This is a genomic window from Desulfosporomusa polytropa, assembly GCF_055380075.1.
Map to the genome: position 1 here is coordinate 3,929,259 of NZ_AP042400.1, position 18,403 is coordinate 3,947,661.

The 18,403-nt window shown below is 40.1% G+C and carries 18 protein-coding genes and 1 pseudogene; 11 read left to right on the forward strand and 8 right to left on the reverse strand.

Going from position 1 to position 18,403, the window contains the following annotated elements; genetic code table 11:
* Nucleotides 1–176: 176 nt before the first annotated feature.
* On the reverse strand, nucleotides 177–3,131 hold the full coding sequence (locus ACZ449_RS20040) for a bifunctional diguanylate cyclase/phosphodiesterase (protein WP_464257823.1): 2,955 nt from the start codon (nucleotides 3,129–3,131) through the stop codon (nucleotides 177–179).
* Between the two features lie 312 nt (nucleotides 3,132–3,443).
* Nucleotides 3,444–4,748: a hypothetical protein gene (locus ACZ449_RS20045; protein ID WP_464257824.1), complete on the reverse strand. Its 1,305-nt coding sequence runs from the start codon at nucleotides 4,746–4,748 to the stop codon at nucleotides 3,444–3,446.
* Between the two features lie 93 nt (nucleotides 4,749–4,841).
* Here ACZ449_RS20045 and ACZ449_RS20050 point away from each other — a divergent pair.
* Nucleotides 4,842–4,985: pseudogene (locus ACZ449_RS20050) on the forward strand (IS3 family transposase); the annotation flags it as partial.
* A gap of 14 nt (nucleotides 4,986–4,999) precedes the next feature.
* Here the strand turns inward: ACZ449_RS20050 and ACZ449_RS20055 are convergent.
* Nucleotides 5,000–6,421, reverse strand: coding sequence for a YfcC family protein (locus ACZ449_RS20055; RefSeq protein WP_464257825.1), 1,422 nt, complete (start codon nucleotides 6,419–6,421; stop codon nucleotides 5,000–5,002).
* A gap of 408 nt (nucleotides 6,422–6,829) precedes the next feature.
* Between ACZ449_RS20055 and ACZ449_RS20060 the strand changes: the two genes are divergently transcribed.
* Together ACZ449_RS20060 and glsA are read left to right on the forward strand one after the other, a co-directional pair.
* The gene (locus ACZ449_RS20060; protein ID WP_464257826.1) at nucleotides 6,830–7,996 is read left to right on the forward strand and encodes a M20 family metallopeptidase; all 1,167 of its coding nucleotides are present in this window, start codon (nucleotides 6,830–6,832) and stop codon (nucleotides 7,994–7,996) included.
* A gap of 179 nt (nucleotides 7,997–8,175) precedes the next feature.
* Nucleotides 8,176–9,096 (forward strand): glutaminase A, encoded by a 921-nt coding sequence (gene glsA, locus ACZ449_RS20065; protein WP_464257827.1) that lies wholly within the window; start codon nucleotides 8,176–8,178, stop codon nucleotides 9,094–9,096.
* 189 nt (nucleotides 9,097–9,285) lie between these two features.
* On the opposite strand, the gene ACZ449_RS20070 is transcribed toward glsA, so the two are convergent.
* Entirely contained in the window at nucleotides 9,286–9,552 is a 267-nt protein-coding gene (locus ACZ449_RS20070) for a hypothetical protein (protein ID WP_464257828.1), read from the reverse strand.
* Nucleotides 9,553–9,871: 319 nt separating this feature from the next.
* Here ACZ449_RS20070 and ACZ449_RS20075 point away from each other — a divergent pair, with 319 nt between their 5' ends.
* The 3 genes from ACZ449_RS20075 to ACZ449_RS20085 are packed head-to-tail and all read left to right on the forward strand — an operon-like array spanning nucleotide 9,872 to nucleotide 12,318.
* Nucleotides 9,872–10,120 carry a FeoA family protein gene (locus ACZ449_RS20075; RefSeq protein WP_464257829.1) on the forward strand — a complete coding sequence of 83 codons (249 nt, stop codon included), beginning with the start codon at nucleotides 9,872–9,874 and terminating at the stop codon, nucleotides 10,118–10,120.
* A 21-nt stretch (nucleotides 10,121–10,141) separates the two neighbouring features.
* Complete coding sequence (locus tag ACZ449_RS20080; RefSeq protein ID WP_464261907.1) at nucleotides 10,142–10,915, forward strand: FeoB small GTPase domain-containing protein; 774 nt, start codon at nucleotides 10,142–10,144, stop codon at nucleotides 10,913–10,915.
* Nucleotides 10,912–12,318: a nucleoside recognition domain-containing protein gene (locus ACZ449_RS20085; RefSeq protein WP_464257830.1), complete on the forward strand. Its 1,407-nt coding sequence runs from the start codon at nucleotides 10,912–10,914 to the stop codon at nucleotides 12,316–12,318. Before ACZ449_RS20080 ends, ACZ449_RS20085 begins: the two co-directional genes overlap by 4 nt.
* Nucleotides 12,319–12,345: 27 nt before the next feature.
* Here the strand turns inward: ACZ449_RS20085 and ACZ449_RS20090 are convergent, their stop codons facing one another.
* Complete coding sequence (locus ACZ449_RS20090; RefSeq protein ID WP_464257831.1) at nucleotides 12,346–12,777, reverse strand: metal-dependent transcriptional regulator; 432 nt, start codon at nucleotides 12,775–12,777, stop codon at nucleotides 12,346–12,348.
* 430 nt (nucleotides 12,778–13,207) lie between these two features.
* Nucleotides 13,208–13,363 carry a hypothetical protein gene (locus ACZ449_RS20095; protein WP_464257832.1) on the reverse strand — a complete coding sequence of 52 codons (156 nt, stop codon included), beginning with the start codon at nucleotides 13,361–13,363 and terminating at the stop codon, nucleotides 13,208–13,210.
* Between the two features lie 354 nt (nucleotides 13,364–13,717).
* Here ACZ449_RS20095 and ACZ449_RS20100 point away from each other — a divergent pair, with 354 nt between their 5' ends.
* The 3 genes from ACZ449_RS20100 (at nucleotide 13,718) to ACZ449_RS20110 (ending at nucleotide 15,101) form a co-directional block, all read left to right on the forward strand.
* Nucleotides 13,718–13,858: a hypothetical protein gene (locus tag ACZ449_RS20100; protein WP_464257833.1), complete on the forward strand. Its 141-nt coding sequence runs from the start codon at nucleotides 13,718–13,720 to the stop codon at nucleotides 13,856–13,858.
* 132 nt (nucleotides 13,859–13,990) lie between these two features.
* Nucleotides 13,991–14,533 carry a hypothetical protein gene (locus ACZ449_RS20105; protein WP_464257834.1) on the forward strand — a complete coding sequence of 181 codons (543 nt, stop codon included), beginning with the start codon at nucleotides 13,991–13,993 and terminating at the stop codon, nucleotides 14,531–14,533.
* A complete protein-coding gene (locus ACZ449_RS20110) occupies nucleotides 14,466–15,101 on the forward strand; it encodes a hypothetical protein (protein WP_464257835.1) in 636 nt (211 codons plus the stop codon). The genes ACZ449_RS20105 and ACZ449_RS20110 overlap by 68 nt, the downstream gene beginning before the upstream one ends.
* Before the next feature lie 140 nt (nucleotides 15,102–15,241).
* On the opposite strand, the gene ACZ449_RS20115 is transcribed toward ACZ449_RS20110, so the two are convergent.
* Nucleotides 15,242–15,760: a DUF2975 domain-containing protein gene (locus ACZ449_RS20115; protein WP_464257836.1), complete on the reverse strand. Its 519-nt coding sequence runs from the start codon at nucleotides 15,758–15,760 to the stop codon at nucleotides 15,242–15,244.
* Nucleotides 15,761–16,160: 400 nt separating this feature from the next.
* Between ACZ449_RS20115 and ACZ449_RS20120 the strand changes: the two genes are divergently transcribed.
* Both ACZ449_RS20120 and ACZ449_RS20125 read left to right on the forward strand, forming a co-directional pair.
* Complete coding sequence (locus ACZ449_RS20120; protein ID WP_464257837.1) at nucleotides 16,161–16,625, forward strand: hypothetical protein; 465 nt, start codon at nucleotides 16,161–16,163, stop codon at nucleotides 16,623–16,625.
* Nucleotides 16,618–17,418: a transposase gene (locus ACZ449_RS20125; protein ID WP_464257838.1), complete on the forward strand. Its 801-nt coding sequence runs from the start codon at nucleotides 16,618–16,620 to the stop codon at nucleotides 17,416–17,418. Before ACZ449_RS20120 ends, ACZ449_RS20125 begins: the two co-directional genes overlap by 8 nt.
* Nucleotides 17,419–17,500: 82 nt before the next feature.
* Here ACZ449_RS20125 and ACZ449_RS20130 read toward each other — a convergent pair whose 3' ends face one another.
* Nucleotides 17,501–17,992, reverse strand: coding sequence for a CBO0543 family protein (locus ACZ449_RS20130; protein ID WP_464257839.1), 492 nt, complete (start codon nucleotides 17,990–17,992; stop codon nucleotides 17,501–17,503).
* Between the last annotated feature and the right edge of the window lie 411 nt (nucleotides 17,993–18,403).

Below are 18,403 nucleotides of genomic sequence, written 5' to 3' on the forward strand. Positions count from 1 at the left end.
AGAATTGCATTCTCTGTGTATCACCATTAATTTTTCCATATAAACAATTGGTAAAAGCTTCATTTTGGGCTAGCTATGGATGCAAGTTAACCATAATTAGGCAATTTTAAAAGGCTCCGGATATGCTCCGGGGCCTTGAATTTAATACTGAGAGGATGGGAGTCGCTATTTTGTCTCTAGATTATCATACCCTGACAATATTTTTTCCATATTTTTTCTTCTGGTAAAGGTCTGCTGATGAAATAACCTTGCATTCTATCACACTTCAATTCCTGTAAGAATGACATTTGTTCTGCCGTTTCAACCCCCTCTGCGACAACATCAAATCCCATTTCATGTGCCAACTGAATAACCGTTCCCACAATGGCGGCATAATTACTTTTTTCCAGCAAAGCATCCACAAAGGATTTGTCAATTTTAATGGTGTTTACCGGTAATTCACTGAGGTAGGTCAAAGAACTATACCCTGTGCCGAAATCATCCAGAGAGATCCTGATTCCCTGTTTCTTTAAATTACAGATTTTGTAAGTCACGTTTTTAAAATTTTCGATAAGCATCGTCTCAACAATTTCCAAAATTAAGCAATCCTTGGGAAAAGCAGTTTCCTCTAAAACACTTGCAACTTTATCGGCAAAATCATCCTGCAGCCATTCTTTAACCGACACGTTAACAGACATATGCACATTCGTTAAACCCGCATCATGCAGCCTTTTGCCAAATAAACAAGCTGTCCGCAAAACCCATTCACCAATTTCCACAATTAAATTACTTTCCTCGGCAACAGGAATAAACTGTGCCGGAGAAACCAAACCATAGTCCGGACTTTGCCAGCGAATTAAAGCCTCAAAAGCAACCAACTGGTTATCCGCATTAACAATCGGTTGATAATATAAAACAAATTCGCCATTTTTCAAAGCCTTATGCAAACCAGCTTCTAGTCGCATTTTATGAATAATATCTGTTTCCATATCAGTTGTAAAGAATTCATAACGATGTTTGCCTTGTTTTTTGGCGCACTGCATAGCAATATCGGCATTTTTCAATAAGGATTTCGTATCACATCCATCATCAGGATATAATGCAATGCCGATGCTGAGCGTCACTGCCAAAGGATCATAGCATACCTCACCCACCACTTGAATCAATTTCTGCGCAAATTCGCTTATGGTCTGACGATCCGTTTTACCAGAAAGGATAATTATAAACTCATCTCCGCCTAACCGCGCTACAAATTGCTCTTGAGCAACCTTTTTTAAAGCGTTTGCGGTTCGCAACAGAAACTGATCGCCTACAGAATGGCCCATGGAATCATTGATCATCTTAAAATTATCTAAATCGATAAATAGTAAAGCGCCTGCCCCACAGCCCTTTTGAACATCTAATTCTGCCGAAAGTTTTTCTAAAAATGACAGACGGTTGGCCAATCCTGTTAAAATATCGTGGTAAGCCAAATGGTGTATTTTCATACTTTGCATTTTCTTCTGTGTTATATCTGTCATAGAGCCAGCCATGCGGATAGGGTTACCATCTGCATCAAATAATGCCTTACCGCGGCCAAGCACCCATAACGTCTCACCTTCTTGGTTTATAATTCGATATTCACAGATATATTCAGGTGTCTTTCCCTCCAAATGTTCTTTCAATCTTTGCTGCCGTTTATCCAAATCGTCAGGATATATTTTATTTACAACGCGGGAATCGAAAATATCGCAGTCTGTAAACATATGTGAGAAATGAAGATTATCTGCCCATTGTCCTAATAAAGCGACCGTTCTTCCTTCTATATTCCAATCCCATATTGCATCTTTCGATCCCGCAGCCACTAAACGGTATCGTTCCTCGCTTTGAGCCAATTCTTGTGTTTTTATGTTAAGCTGCTCAAGCTGCACACGCAGTTCCGCTTCCGTCGCAGCCAACTGCCCATAAGTGGCCGAGAGCTCCTCATTGCTAGCCTGTAGCTCCCATTCAGCCTGCTGACGGTTTATCTGCATAAAATCGATGGCCTTGGCCACTCCGCCAATTTCATCATGGCTGGCAAGCAGCTTATCCGGCAAGCGCTCTGAAAAATCTCCGCTGGCCATATGGTTAAGGTGCCTGACTAATTCATCCATGCGCCGAGTCAGTTGATAGGAAACTGCCGGAATAAGAAGTAAGATCATAATAATTAGAACAATCGTACCAGCAACTAAAGGAATACTGACTTTTTTCGCCCTGTCAGCAATCTCGTCTACAGATACTACCGTGACTAAAGTCCAGTTTCTCATGCCCGAAGTCTGCATATTGACAACGCATCTTTGACCTTCAATCATAGTTTTAAAATATGTATTTGAGCCTGCCAAAAGACGCTGGTACTCAGGAAAATCCCAACTGGTCGTACTGCCTTTTGGGGTTAATGCCCCGCTGCTCGCCAATTGGGCAATAGTATGCCCCAAGAACTCCGGATTCGGATGAGCCATAATTGTTCCATCCCTGGCCAGCATAAAAACATATCCTGTTTCACCTATTTTTATTTCTGAAATTTTTCTAGTAAATTGACCCAAACTTACATCAATACCCAGAACACCAATCACTGCACCGTCGAAATTTCTTACAAAATGCGATGCGGTCACGGTAAATTTACTGCCGTCGTAGGTCTCATACGGTTCAGACAGAAAAGTTTCTTCCTGATTCTCTATCGCCGGCCTATACCAGGGACGCTTGTGCGGGTCTAAGCCCTTTTGCGCGGCCCTTCGCGGCCATCCGATAAATCCGCCTTTTTCTGTTCCCAAATAGGCATAAGCTGCCTCCGGATGTTGCTGCGCATATCGTTCAAGTTCCCGGTAAATCTTCTCGTGTATACTATCATTGCTCGGAGGTACAAATTCTTGTTGTGTATTATAAAATGTATCCACAGTATCCGCCATTTCAACAAACGGATTGATAGCCAAATACTGACAGTCTTCTTTCATACCATTCAGCATAGTAACAATCGCATGATCCATTTGGATCATTTCTTTACTAGTACCTTCTCTTATTTCCTTTTCCAGAGCTCCTTCCATCTCCTGATAGACAAAAAAAGCTAACAATATCAGGGGGACGGTAGTAACAATGATAAATGCAGTGATTATTTTATTGCGCATAGAATTGAACATACTAGCGCCACCCTTTCGCATACAAATCATAAGAAAAGACTTGGCTTGTGACAAGTCCCTCAGGACGCCGGCAGAAGCCTTAGTCGTTCAAGCCTATACTTTCCATCTGGATAAAAAAAAGCCAGGCCTATGCCCAGCATCCTTGCTAGTTTATCAAAATGCACCCGCAATGCTTACTTATAAATAATCACGCTTGCAGCTGCCGTCTGCTATATTTTATTAATAAATATTCTTAAGTAAAATTATAGTATTTTTTGAGAGATTCGTCCATAAAAATATCACATACTCTAACATAGCCCAACGATAATAGTATTAAACTAACCGATATAATTTACCCGGTCTGCCTCTCGTCGCGACAATCTCTTCGCCGACCTGCATGGCTAACCCCGCAGCACAAAGACCGGTCATGATACGGCGGATATTTTGTTCAGTAACTGATAATTGTCTGGCTAATTTGATTGCTGTGAACGTATCCCAGCCCATTCGTCGTATTGTTGCTACAATTTTCTGGTATATCTTGATGCCTACAGCTGCTTGGTGTAATTTTTCTATCAACTCTTTGTCATTTGAGTAATAAGAGTAGCTTATTTGTTTTTCCTCATTAACTGCTTCGACAATGACCCCGTTATCTTGGACAATGATTATATCGTTACTCTTTTTTCCACGGGCATTTCGAATAGCGCAATAGGCATTCCTTTCAGCAGCAAAAAGAGTTGCGCCATACCCTATACCAGCTATAACGGGAACGTTACAGTCAACAACTGCGAAAAGTTGCTGAACCGTATTCTGGAGCATATTAATTTCACTTTCGACTGCTCCACGCGTACTAAAAATTTCATACACGCCGGTTCCCTTATCTAATAGATAACCATCTAGTTTTTCACAAAGAGGCAACAGAAGCTCCTTTAGTTTCAACTCTAAAGCTTGAAGAACATATGGAGTTTTAGCTTTCTCAATAATTTCGTCATATTGGCCGATTTCAACAAGTACAAGTCCAACTTGGGTATTTTTGAAATAAGATGCCTTTACTTTTTCAATAATTATTTTCAAGGACTGATAAATTTCCTGCTCGGTCAGTGTGAACTGGTAAACAGGTACACCGTGTGTTTTTAGTGCATGAAAAACGCTTCGCAATGCAGTAATTGCTCCATCAATCTTTCCTTCTTGCCATAAACGAAGATGGAATTGAATGATTTCCTCTGGATCATATTGGGTTTTATAATATCTAATGTGAACATCTTGCCATTTAATGCCGGTTTCTTGTATGAATCGTTCAATATCCATTAAGGATTCAAACATATCAACAGAAAAACGCGGTAGAGCGTTATTGTTTATCGCCATTTGCAACAAGTTAATATAAAAACCTGCCCCCGTCGGTTCGCAATAAGCTATGTTATCTTCTGTTGACAAATAATCTTTGGCAATGAAATACGTGACTGACCCGGTAAACAGCCAGCCTTTAGTATCCGCCTGATTTTTTTGCAAAATATGGATAATGTCACTTTCATCCTCAAAAGGAAACGGAACAAATTCAATATTATGTTCAAAATTTTGAGCTATCGTCAGGATCCGTTCTACTGACCGGGTAGGCCCAATGATTCCGATTCTGTGTGCCATGCTATACCCCGTAACTTGTAAATATTATCGTACTTATTATACACTATAGTTTAACTAAATCGTAAATATCTTTTCTTGGAAAAATAACAATAAAAAGAGCTTATTCAGGGTGCTCATTTCGAAACACCTGAACAAGCTCAGCAAGAGAACTTTACTTATATTGAACTATACTATAACACTAAGAGAATGCATTCTGCTCGTGGGTATCTTTGCCATGCATTCCAACTTTGGTTTTAAAGATGAGAAAAAAATTATTGCCAATTATAATATGTAGCAATAGCCAAAAAGATCCAACCTACAATCATGCATTTTACTACAATAGGAACTACAAAACGACACCACTTGTCAAATGGAACTCTTGCTAATGCCAACATCGCTAAAAGACCTCCAGATGTTGGTATTATAAGATTTAAAAAACCGTCACCCATTTGAAATGCCTGAACGGCGATTTGCCGATTCACACCAATAAGATCGCTAAGCGGAATAATGATAGGCATAGTTGCCATAGCTTGTCCGCTTCCTGATGGGACAAAGAAGTTTATAACTCCTTGAACCAGTGTCATTAATATAGCACAAATCGCCGGCGGGAAATTCACCAAAGGTGCTGCCAATGTATTAATAATGGTATCACCAATTTTACCTTGGTCTAATATAACCATAATCGTCCTAGCAAAACCAACAATCATCGCACCCCCAGCAATTTCGGAAGCTCCTTGGACAAATGTATCAGCTATTTCGTCTGCATTAAAACGCGCGATTACCCCAAAAAGAATTGCATACAACACAAAAAGAGCAGAAATTTCTGTTAGATACCACTTATATTGTATTACTCCAAATACAATTACAATAATAAAAGAAGCGAAGAGTAAAAGAACTAATTTCCCTCTAGTATCCAGTTTATATTCATTAATTCTTTCTTTATCAATTGATAACCCTTCCGTTGATATCCCCTTAACCAAGCTCATTTCAGGATTTCTTTCTATTTTTTTCATGTAGCGTGAGATGTGGTGAATCAAAATCAAAAGACATATAATACAGTACAATGTTCTAGGTCCCATTCCTGAGAATATGGGTAATTCAGCGATTGCATGTGCAATGCCTATAGAATATGGATTTATCGGAGAAGTCCCAAACCCAATAGCGACGCCGCCAATGACAATGGCGGCTCCAACCATAAGGTCGTAGCCCATACTTAATGCAACCATTATTCCAAGTGGCACAAATGCTATTACATTTTCGAAGCCAACTACGGCACCAAAAAAGCCAAAAACAAACGTTAAAACAAATAACATCAATTGTTTTGATTTTGTGGATACACCTATAGTCCTTATGGTAATTCCTACAGCATTTTCGATGGCTTTTGTGCGTTCCAAAATCTTAAACATACCACCTGCCAAGAAAACAATCATCATAACGGGTCCAGCTGCAACCATTCCAATTGGAATTGCTTTGAAGAGGCCCCATAAATCAACTGTCATTTTTGATGTTTTTTCTAAATGTGTATAACTTCCCGCAACGACGACATTACGCCCGTTAACCATTGTTCTTTGAAATTCACCTGATGGAATAACATAGGTTAAGGCGCAGACGGCGATAATGATTAAAAATAAAATAACGAATGCACTTGGTATTTTTTCATACCATTTATGTTTGCCACCGGCATAATCATTCATGATAATTCTCCTTTATACAATGATTTAACGTCTGAATAGGTTCTTTCGTGTTAAAAATACTTTTGCCGAGTATTTTTAGACACACACTATACTCGTAACGCATTCTTAAACCTCCTTTCATTAAAGTAGTTACAATACGGATGAATTCGGAATTTACTATTCGCTCTTAATTATTTTAGTAACAATTAAGAAAATAGTTCTAAAATGATTATATTTGTCCTTGGATGAATTTGTCAAGAAGTGTCATGAAAATTTCGGTAATTAAAAAACTTCTTGATGTTTATTACTCAAATGTGCTATTCTGAATTTAGAAAAATTTTCTATTATATTGCGTAATTAGTGGTGCATTTTTTACTCTGCGTTTATATGTTATTGTGCAATAAACACCTAGAGAGAGGAGTCGGGCTTGTGATAGTTGATAATTTGATAGAACAATCAAAAGAAGAGGTGATTGCCTGGCGAAGACACCTACACAAAAATCCGGAATTATCCTTCCAGGAAGAAAAAACATCTCAGTTTATTTATGACAATCTATGCAAATTAAAAAATCTGGAAGTCTCTCGCCCCACTAAGACAGGCGTGATGGCTCGCCTAATTGGCGATAAACCCGGAAAAATTCTAGCACTGCGAGCAGACATGGATGCTTTGTCGATACAAGAAGAAACCAAGTTGGCTTTTGCTTCGCAAACTCCTGGAATTATGCACGCTTGTGGTCATGATGGGCATACCGCCATGCTATTGGGAACTGCAAAAATTCTTTCCCAATTACGCCACCAGATTAAAGGAGAAGTCCGATTTATTTTTCAACATGCCGAAGAATTATTCCCTGGCGGTTCCCGCGAAATGATTCAGGCAGGTGTAATGGCAAATGTAGACATGATTCTCGGTTTCCATTTAATGAGTCATATCCCGGTAGGAAAAATAGGAATTGTTTATGGTCCTGCTATGGCTGCATCCGATACGTTTGAAGCAACTATACAAGGCAAGGGCGGACATGCTTCTCAACCACATCTCGCTGTCGATCCGATTGCCATTGGCGCTCAGGTTGTAACCAATTTACAGCATATTGTTTCTCGTAATCTCGATCCCATGGAAAAATTGGTTGTTACGGTAACCACTTTCCACGGTGGCACTTCCAATAATGTTATACCTGATACGGTTACCTTGTGTGGCTCAATCCGCAGTTTCAGTAAGACGATTCGCCAAAAGGCTGAGCAGCAAATCGAAAAAATCATCGATGGGATTACTAAAACCCATGGTGCTTCTTACAAATTTGACTATCATTATGGGTATGATTCTGTCTCCAATGATGAAACAATCACTAAAATTGTCGAGGAGACAGTTGAAACTTTTTGGGGCAAACAGGCCGTGGCGAAAGTCCCACCGCTGATGGCCGGTGAAGACTTCTCCTTTTATCTCAACGAAGTACCGGGATGTTTCATCTTTGTCGGAACAGGAAATCCAGACAAAGGCTGTGATTTCCCATTGCATCACCCCAAGTTTACCTTGGATGAAGATTCGCTTGCAATCGGAATGAAACTGAGTGTACACGCCACATTGAACCTTTTAGATTAAACTTTTATCTTAATCGCTGAGTCAAGACTCCCGCCTCTACAGGCGGCGTCAGTTCAGGTGGAATAGACTCTCCACCTGAACCCCCGATGTTTCAGCTCTGCTGAAACGAGTTCACTAGGAGGCCGAAATAACAGGCATTATTCATTTATTTACAGTTATAGGATGGGACGGGATCTAGCATGCAAACGTTATTAAACAGGCTTCTTGCCCAAAATAGTGTGTTGAGTGTGAATGGAAAAGTTGCTGATTATATACCCGAGTTGTCAAAAGTAAACCCGAAGTATTTGGGAGCTTATATAATGGATATACGCTGTGATAGTGAGTATGCAGCAGGTGACTATGATATCCCATTTACTATTCAGAGTATTTCAAAAATAATAATGTTTACTTGTGCACTCCTTGACAATGATTTGGCAGAAATATCCCAAGCTATTAGTGTAGAGCCTACTGCGGATGGGTTTAATTCTATTGCTAGCTTAGAAACAAAAAACACACATAAACCACTAAATCCGCTGATTAATGCCGGAGCTATTGCTACTATTCCTTTTGTTCGCGGAACGACTTATGCTGAAAAGTTCACTAGAATTTTGGACTTAATGAGGACTATGTCTGGAAACCCTAACCTTTCTGTAAATCACCAAGTTTATACTTCAGAGTCCTTAACGGGTAATCGCAACAGAGCTTTGGCTTACTATATGTACAGTACAGGTGTCATCAATGGAGATATTGAAGAATTGCTCGACGTATACTTTCGGCTATGTTCTATCAATGTTACTTGCAAAGATCTTGCGGCTATAGGAGGTGTTCTTGCCAATAATGGCATAGATCTCAAAAACAATGTGCGCATTATTAGTAAAGAAAAATGTCGTATCGTCAAAGCTGTCATGGCTACCTGTGGTTTATACAACGAATCAGGCTTATTTGCTGCTACAGTTGGTATTCCGGCTAAAAGCGGTATAGGCGGGGGAATAGTAGCGGTTGTGCCAAATCAAATGGGAATCGGTGTGTTTAGCCCCATATTGGATGACAAGGGCAACAGTATTGCCGGAATGAGTTTTTTGTCAGATTTATCCCTAGAATTAGATTTAAGCGTTTATTGATATGCTTTCCCGAACGAATTTTTTTCCATTTAATAAGTTACTTATGCTATAGCCGCAGACCCGCATAAATACTGGATTCTATTATTAGAAATTCACGTAACTTGCTGTAGCTTTTCACCTGTGTTGCTGTACAGCAACCGCCACCCATCCCAAAGTAAATAGCCGGCTGCAGCTGCAGCCGGCTATTTTTTATGCGGATAGCAATTTTTCCAGCTGGTGGTCAAATTCTTCCAAACTGGTTGCTCTTACAATCAGCTTATGAACTGCCTTCAGCACACCCGCGTCCTCTACCGCAAGAACCTTGTCCCACAGCAACTGTCTAACCACAGTACACCGATCAGCCAATACATCCAGGATATTCTCCCGTAGTGTCTGCAAGGTAGCCTGCGCAGCTCCTCTGGCCTCCGTCTCACGGATATCATCGGCAATCCATTCCTTGTACACCTCAAACTGCATCAGCATTTCTCTCGTTGGACGGCGATACGGGTTTTACCGCCGACCATGGTGGCGGCTTGGTAATTGACTCCCCCTGTCGGCACGAGGGAACCAACGCTTTAATTTGCGGCAACAGAAAAAACTAATATTACCATCAGTAACACTTTGCGCTCTTCCCCATATTCTATAGCAGAGGGTTAAAATTTAGATGTTAGCTGACGCTAACCGTTTTTTTACACTGGATGTTAGCTGCTGCTAACCTTTTCTTATCCACTCGTGTTAGTCGAAACTAACCTAGTAGGCACAGTACGTATTCAGCAAAGAACAAGGAGGTTTTTGTATGCATGTCCCTGATAAATTATCTTCTTTGGCAGACCTTCCGGTAGGCACCGCCGGTAGAATATCGTCAGTAGAACTGGATGGGTTACTCAGAAGACGAGTGCTGGACTTAGGCATGGTACCAGGAACGCAAGTAGAATGTATCCGCAAAAGTCCGGTTGGTGACCCCATTGCGTTTCGCGTGCGGAATACGACCATTGCCCTGCGCAGCGATGACGCTAGCTTGATTAAAGTATACCCTATGGCATAATGGAGGCGAACGACATTGAATATGCAAGTGGAAAACCGTGGCCGAGTACTGCGTGAACATTTTGGCATAGCTGCTGCGTCAGGGCAATATGTAATCGCTCTGGCCGGCAACCCCAATGTTGGCAAAAGCACCGTCTTTAACGCCTTAACAGGTCTGCGCCAGCACACCGGCAACTGGCCGGGCAAGACGGTAGATAACGCCCAGGGTACTTTTACTTATCAGAAAAAACCTTTCCTTCTGGTTGACCTGCCGGGAACCTATTCAATACTGGCACACACAGTGGAAGAACAAGTGGCCCGTGATTTTATCTGCTTTGGTCAGCCGGACGCGACTCTCGTAGTGCTGGATGCCACCTGCCTGGAACGCAATTTAAACCTGGCTCTGCAAGTGATGGAAATTACCCCCCATGTTGTGGTCTGTGTCAACCTCATGGATGAAGCCAGAAAGAAGAAGATCGCAATTGACGTTCCGGCCTTGGAAAAGGAACTCGGCGTTCCCGTCGTGGCCACGGCTGCACGTAGAGGAGAAGGATTAGATACACTCCGGGAAACGCTCTATCAGGTCAGTACAGGAGTACGAAAAAGCAAACCACGGCAACTTGTCTACTCACCAGCCGTAGAAAAAGCCGTTGAGCAGCTGATACCTACGGTTCAGCGCCTTATTGACCACAAACTCAATCCCCGCTGGGTAGCTCTCCGCTTATTGGATGGAGATAGGGCCTTCATTGAAAGTATCAGCCGTCATTTAGAGCTCCAACTAAATCCAAAAGCATTGCAGGAGGTAGCAGCCCTATGAGCGGAACAGTCAAACCCATGACAACGCTAGCTAATATCTGTACTGAGGCGGATAAAATTCGCCTCAGTTCGGATAACACATTGGGAGACACCATTGTCTCTGACATCTATGCTAATGCAGAGCAGATTGCGCGCAAAGTGGTTACTCATAAAAAACAGGAGCAATCCTCCTGGGACACCCGGCTGGATGATATCCTCACCTCTCGGCTGTTTGGCTACCCGATTATGCTGGCCTTATTAGGCACCATCTTCTGGCTAACCATCGAAGGAGCCAATGTACCTTCCGGCATGATCGCCGATGTACTGTTCGTCTTTCAAGATCAGCTCACCGAATGGTTTACACTGGCAGGGGCTCCTGCCTGGCTGCATGGAGTTCTCGTTTTAGGGCTTTATCGGGCTCTGGCCTGGGTTGTCTCGGTTATGCTACCACCTATGGCCATCTTCTTTCCGCTATTTACCCTGTTGGAAGACCTCGGTTACTTACCGCGAGTGGCCTTTAACATGGATAGTCTCTTCAAAAGCTGCAGGGCTTGTGGCAAGCAAGCATTAACGATGTGTATGGGGTTTGGCTGTAATGCAGCCGGTATCGTATCCTGCCGAATAATTGATTCGCCGCGTGAACGGCTCATTGCCATTCTTACCAACAACTTTGTTCCCTGCAATGGGCGTTTCCCCACCCTGATCGCGATAGCGACCATTTTTGTCGGCGGTACATTCGCGTCTGAATATGAGGCCGTTGTTACCTCACTGATCATCACTGCCATTGTCTTACTCGGCATTGCCACTACCTTCGCAGTATCCTGGCTGCTATCCCATACCATCTTGAAGGGTGAACCCTCTTCCCTGGTTTTAGAACTGCCGCCTTACCGTCCACCACAAATTGGCGCGATTATCTATCGCTCGCTGATTGACCGCACGCTCTTTGTTTTGAAGAGGGCCGTAATCATGGCAGCTCCCGCCGGTGCTATCACCTGGATACTTGCTAATATTTACATAGGAGACCTGAGTATCCTTGGCCATCTTGTCGACTGGCTGCAGCCGCTTGGCTATGCGATCGGACTGGATGGGTTCATTCTCCTAGCGTTTATTCTCGGTCTGCCCGCTAATGAAATTGTTGTGCCTATCCTGCTTATGAGCTATCTGGCTACAGGTCAAATGATAGAGCTTGATAGTTTGGATGAACTCCGGCAAGTGTTACTTGATCACGGCTGGACCTGGCTCACTGCCGTCTGTTCGATGCTCTTTTGCCTGCTGCACTGGCCATGCACGACCACACTGCTTTCCGCATACAAGGAATCAGGAAGCGTTAAATGGACTTTCCTCTCTTTCCTCATCCCGACCCTTATCGCTTTTGCTGTCTGTTTTGTCGTAGCACAAACAGCCAGAGGCCTCGGTCTTGCCTAAAAACTAACAGGGGCTACCCGCCCCTATTTATCTCTCCTTGTTTTTTCTCTTGCTTTCCTGTACATAATCAACAAACTGTTGGTAGGTTGCAGGATGGTCTTTCATGAAGACCATGAAACGTTGTATCGAAACAATAGTTGATTTCGATAAATAATGCTCCATCGCTTCGGCTTCGGCAGCAACATCACAATCAGCACAAATTGTCCTAAGAAACTCCTGCAAAAGTGTATTTCTTTCTACAAGGTACCCACCTGTCTGTCTGCCCTTGTCGGTCAGTCCGATCACGCCATACTTCTGATAGGTAATATAGCCACCGGCACGAAGTTTCCCCGCTGCTTTGGTTACCGAAGGCAGCTTTACATTTAATTTCTGGCTGATATCCGTAACTCGTACTATATCGTGACTGACTGAAAACCTGTAGATTTCCTCTAAATAATCTTCCAGGCTAGGCGACAGCATAGGTTCACCCCCAAATCACCCAATCGTCATTGATGCTTGTGAATATCATTCTCATTTATTTTTCGAAACCTATTACATTCTATGCGGCACATCGCGTTTTATGTCTAGTGGAGGAGAAAAAAAATGCACTTGCGTCATCATGTTGATATCCAGTTTTAACATAAAGAATGCAGCGACTGCCACCATACAATAAATAAGGACGTGGTCATCGAATGATCTCCCTCCGATCACTTCGTAGAATCAGACATTTCATAGTCGGTCTATTTGTTTTTTCACTTTCTGTATATGAATTTTTTTCTAACGAGGCTTATGCCAAGATCTTATTTGCCGTCAGCGGCGTACTTGGGCTGTTAAACATGCTATATACGGGGTTCGCCAAGATAGCTCCCTGATCAGAAGAAAACGGGACGTTCTTTTTGCTTCCCTTCGCTTACGCCTTAAAAATAATACTTTGATGAATCCCGGTTACTCTGGCTATTTGTCGTTGTGTTACTTCCTCGTCCAAAAATATGTCCTGGTGATTTATCCCTCGCATCATGATATGATAGATTCCACTAGCACTCTTTTTTCTTGCACATCTTACCATATATTTCTCCTGTTTTTGCTTTATTATATCATTATTTGCAATGTGAAGCAAAAAGAACGTCCCTCCGCTTCTTCTAACAACCGAATCGGTTGATGCCAATAACTTCTTAATAAATTCTCAAATTCTGTTATTATTGTATCTAAATTCGTTAGTTATTGTTAAAATGTGATTGAGGTATTATATGTAATTGATGAAAATAGCATTCCGAACAGGATTCGGGAACTACGAAAAACAAAGGGATAACGCAGAAAGATTTGAGTCAACAAATTAATGTTTCTGCCCCAACATGATAGAAATATCGTTCAGCTTAGAAAGCAGGCAAAATAAAGACAAAAGTAAGAAAGGAGAAAAAGCATGCCAGATCGTGAACTTTTGGAACTTCTTCTGCAGAAAATTACAGACATAGAAACTAGGCTTGATAAAATCGAAGTGGAAAAAGTCAATCAACAAATAGAATCAGTTTCACGAAAATATATAAATATCACTTACGAATGAAGGGAATTGATTATGTACGAAATTTTACTGTTTATCTAAAATAGTTTTTCATTAGGGCCTCTAAAGTAAAAGGCCAAACAGCAACTAAAGTAGCTCCCAAAACATATCAGAGCATTAAGGAAGGTGATTGTCATGTTTTTAAAAAAGTTTTCATTAATTCTTGCAACAGTATTTTTATTAAACATCGGAAGTGCCTATGCAGCGTTGGCGCCATCTGAACCGCAAAGGTTCGAAGAAATGCGCCACGTTGATACGACAGTCGGTCAATTCGACACAGAGACGCTCAAATATGAAAAAGATTGCTATAGTGATGAATTATTGCTTGATGTCTGGATTAAAACTATACCTGAGCCAAATAGTGGAGAATATAGCCTAAACCACTACTTATTTCGCCTTAACGAACGAGAATTAATGTCTTTGGATCAAATTCAATATAATTCGTCCGGGGAAAAAACGTACAAAACATCCAATACATATGATGCAAAATTATGGACTCAAATTATACCTGAAACTATCGCTGACAAATGGTACTCATCTATTTTAAAATATGCCCATGACAACGACAAAAAATTAAAACAACAATATAAAAATAGAAAGAAGGCATACAATGAAAAAAATACTGATAATGGTTTTCTTGCTTATTTTAGTGGTATCACTCCCATGTTTTGCGATTGATCTCGACCAAAGCTTGTCAACTTATTCTAACTCACCCTCTTTCTCGTCGACCTCTTCTAAACCTGAAATGGCTGTAGTCATCAGTAATATTGACGTTGTCAAGAAATATCCTACAATCTTAGTAGGTATAAACCAAAAAATTGAACAGGCAAATACTCCTTTTCATTTAATAGCCAATCAAAAAATTATGACTCAATTCATGGAATTTCTTGAAGATAACAATATCGACCCAAAAGACTTAAAAAAAGGAGATATCGCTAACTTTGGAAAAAAGTATGATTATCCTAATGTGGCTGTATTAACTTTTAATCAAATTAATGAAAGAAACGGATCGGATAGTTTTATTATTCCTTGGAGTGCTAACAAAGTGGTTAGCGCCGAAATGATTACTAAAGTTATAAACACAGACGATGGATCGTACATCTATAGAAATGACATAGTAAAAGAGGTACGAAGTTCTCGGGTATTACCGATAGTATTTGGAAGTGGGCCCAGTATTGTGAATGCTTGGCTTTACGCAGTTGACCAATGTACTCAGCAATTTTTTAAAGATCTAAACGACTTATAAGAATCGCAAAATTTCTTATGCCTTTAAGAAGGTTGAATCTATGTGCTACAAAAAGGATATGTGTTGAAATTTCAACACATATGAACCGACACGTAAACTAAATGCAATAGTCAAAAAAACCACGTTTCCAAAATCGTTAATCATTTTCCGGGTTTTAATTCTAGGATATTTTTTAATGGCTTTTGAAGTACGTCCACAATGGCTTCGATGATACTTGTTGCTAAAATACCCATTAGACATAATGATATAGGACCTGCTGCATCATCATCGCCACCTGTAACTTTAGCAAGCACCCTTAGGCTTACTATTCCTAACAAAATGAGGAAAATGACTGTAAAGGCACATTTCTTTATAATCTTCAACGATTTAAGGGCTAATTCAGAGAAAGCATTGTTCTTTTCGATGTAGGTTAATAGTTTATATGCTTGATACAACGCAACAGAAAACGCAATACAAAATCCGTATGCACATACTAAAAAGGGGATTAGGAAGTAAGCCGTATCTGGATGTACCCTTGCATCTCTAATGGCTATCTCAGGCAACCAAATACATAAAGCAAGCACTGCAATTCCAGCCAGAGAAATAATTACCTTTAAGAAAGTGGTTGAACCTCGTTTAGCATTCATTTTAAACATCTCACTTATTGCATTGGCGTTCACTGGATATCGTCGCCTTCACCCTCATGATGAAGATGTTTCATCGCACTTTATGCAGGGGTAATTGCGCGTAGTGTTATCAGAGCAGTATGCCCAGGAAAACAGGAATCGATACAGTTTGCGAGCATAGCCTCAGATACAAAATGTCCTTTAGTGTGTATTTGCGTTGAGAGTTACTGGTTCACGGGGAGTTAGCCATTTCATCCTCATTCCTCCTAATACATTCTGACGATACGAGGGGACGGCAGACCAATGTCATAAAGCTTAACTGTAACAAATAGGAAATGGTTAAAAACCAGAAAAATTTAGAGAAATCGAAAAAACACTTGACTTTTTAGAAGTATCCCAATAATCGGGATGGATACCCTTTTTAGGGTATATCCTCTCATTGTTGGGTGATGTAATGATGTTAAAAAAATTTATGACTTCTCTTGAAATAGCTAGAAAGCAAATTAATGATTCTCTTTTTATGCTCACCAACCGTACCAAAAGCACATATTTTACAAAAGATACTGCTAAAATGAATTTTAAAGATGCAATCTATTTCATTTTAAAAGGACTAAGAAAAACGCTACAAATTGAAATAGATGATTGGTTTGAATTTTTAGGCGGGGAAAATACTATGACAAAACAAGCCTTTTCGCAACTTAGACAAAAAATTAAACCAGATGCGTTTATACAGCTGAATGAAAAATTTATAAATTGGTTTTACAGCGATGATGACTTTAATAAGTATAAAGGATATCGATTGCTTTCGATTGACGGCAGTATTACTGAAATTCCAAATACAGTTAACAACAGAGAACATTTCGGATATTATCATAACCAAAGTGACAGGCAGCAAGCAAGGGCGATGGTATGTGTATAATATAGAAAATGATATCATACTTGAATCTGATATCCGCACATGGAAAGCTGCCGAAAGAGATGTAGCAAAATATCTTATTGAAAGGCTTGAACTTAAAGGCTTTAAAAATGACCTATTTTTGTTTGATCGGGGTTATCCATCAAAAGATATGTTTGATTTTTTAGAATCCAAACAATTGAAATACTTGATGAGAGTAAAGGTTAATAAATTTCATCCGGAATTTGACAAAGCAAATAATCCAGATCAACTTATTACGCTTATTCATAAAAATAAGACTTTAACAGTAAGAATCATTAACGTTATTCTGCCAACTGGCGGAGTAGAAAAGCTAGTTACCAATATTATGAATGTGGATCTAACTACTGATGATTTCAAAGTTCTCTATTTTAAACGCTGGGGAATTGAAGTTAAATACAGTCAGCTAAAAAGCAGATATGAGCTTGAAAACTTTTCAGGAGTTAACCCGATTGCTATCATGCAGGATTTTTATGCAACAATACATTTATCAAATATTATGACAATGGCAAAAACGGAAGCAAACGAAACCGCAAAATTAAATAAACAAGGCTTGAAATACGAATATAAAGTGAACATGAATATATTAATATCAAAGATGACGACACTAATAGAGTGTTTCTATGAAGACGATCCTAAAAAACGAACAATTTTATTTGATAAAGCAATGGGTAACATAACCAAGAATCTTGTCCCCGCACGACCGGACAGGAGCTTTCCTCGAAGAGAACCTTCAAGAAAAAATAAATATCCGATTAACAAAAAACGTTCCGTGTAAAATTATGTAAGTTAAGCTTTATGACATTACTCTGCCGTCCCTTTGTATCTTCCTAGACCAAATTTCTGGAATTAGGGTATTTTCAATAATTAAGTTTTTCAAGTCGAAAGATTTTGTGAAATTGGTAAATCATCCATAGTAAAATCCAATCAGCCGTATATGAGTGATAGATGCTCCACCACATGTAATGTTCCATATGTCCTGTTTTAAGATGAAGCAATTCAATTCCTATAGTTAGAGTGGTCCATACGAACCAATAACTGAACATGCGCCCTAGAGTACACTGTTTAGGGAGCCATTGGATAAAAAAATATGTAACAACGGGGTAAATACCGATATTATCTAATAAGTCAGGAATAATAGACACAGGTATAAAAGCCCATAATTTATAATGCTCTACAATTCCGTCTGCTATTCCTGCCATATAACCTGCAAATACACAAGCAGGAGCTATTTCTCTCCAGCGTTTTTTATCAGCGAAAAATACCCAAAAAGTCCAAACGATAACAAAACGAATTATAAAAAATGACACAAAAACACCACTTTTGTATGTTATTTTTTTTAGTTTAACCATCTTTTCCTCAAAACATAAGAAGGAGCTTTTGCCAAAACACCCTGCCGCAGTATGGAGAAACCTCAATCAGGATTCGTCGGGTATCACTTATGATTGGACAGTTGTCGCATATAAGGAACTTGGTGACTATTCTGTAGTCGACAAAATTCTTATGAACGATGCAGGGATATTTCACGTTTACTATGTTAACAAGCACTCTGCCAACTTTCCAAAAAACAGAATGACATTTTTAAATTTTGTGGATAACCTATTTTCATATGCTGCCCTCCCCATAAAAATCAAAAAATGTTCCACTAAGCCGATTGTGATTCTGGGATAGCCCAAAAATCATTTTTCGACTTATATGGAACACTTTTATTTTGTGCCACTAGAGTATACCCTAGTGAAACATTACTTGCTGTAAAATTTAGG

Bases quoted from the DNA above. Each gene is read 5' to 3' on its own strand.
- ACZ449_RS20040 (WP_464257823.1), bottom strand. From the start codon at position 3,131: ATGTTCAATTCTATGCGCAATAAAATAATCACTGCATTTATCATTGTT.
- ACZ449_RS20045 (WP_464257824.1), bottom strand. From the start codon at position 4,748: ATGGCACACAGAATCGGAATCATTGGGCCTACCCGGTCAGTAGAACGG.
- ACZ449_RS20055 (WP_464257825.1), bottom strand. From the start codon at position 6,421: ATGAATGATTATGCCGGTGGCAAACATAAATGGTATGAAAAAATACCA.
- glsA (WP_464257827.1), top strand. From the start codon at position 8,176: ATGCAAACGTTATTAAACAGGCTTCTTGCCCAAAATAGTGTGTTGAGT.
- ACZ449_RS20070 (WP_464257828.1), bottom strand. From the start codon at position 9,552: ATGCAGTTTGAGGTGTACAAGGAATGGATTGCCGATGATATCCGTGAG.
- ACZ449_RS20075 (WP_464257829.1), top strand. From the start codon at position 9,872: ATGCATGTCCCTGATAAATTATCTTCTTTGGCAGACCTTCCGGTAGGC.
- ACZ449_RS20080 (WP_464261907.1), top strand. From the start codon at position 10,142: ATGCAAGTGGAAAACCGTGGCCGAGTACTGCGTGAACATTTTGGCATA.
- ACZ449_RS20085 (WP_464257830.1), top strand. From the start codon at position 10,912: ATGAGCGGAACAGTCAAACCCATGACAACGCTAGCTAATATCTGTACT.
- ACZ449_RS20090 (WP_464257831.1), bottom strand. From the start codon at position 12,777: ATGCTGTCGCCTAGCCTGGAAGATTATTTAGAGGAAATCTACAGGTTT.
- ACZ449_RS20095 (WP_464257832.1), bottom strand. From the start codon at position 13,363: ATGGTAAGATGTGCAAGAAAAAAGAGTGCTAGTGGAATCTATCATATC.
- ACZ449_RS20100 (WP_464257833.1), top strand. From the start codon at position 13,718: ATGCCAGATCGTGAACTTTTGGAACTTCTTCTGCAGAAAATTACAGAC.
- ACZ449_RS20105 (WP_464257834.1), top strand. From the start codon at position 13,991: ATGTTTTTAAAAAAGTTTTCATTAATTCTTGCAACAGTATTTTTATTA.
- ACZ449_RS20110 (WP_464257835.1), top strand. From the start codon at position 14,466: ATGAAAAAAATACTGATAATGGTTTTCTTGCTTATTTTAGTGGTATCA.
- ACZ449_RS20120 (WP_464257837.1), top strand. From the start codon at position 16,161: ATGATGTTAAAAAAATTTATGACTTCTCTTGAAATAGCTAGAAAGCAA.
- ACZ449_RS20130 (WP_464257839.1), bottom strand. From the start codon at position 17,992: ATGGTTAAACTAAAAAAAATAACATACAAAAGTGGTGTTTTTGTGTCA.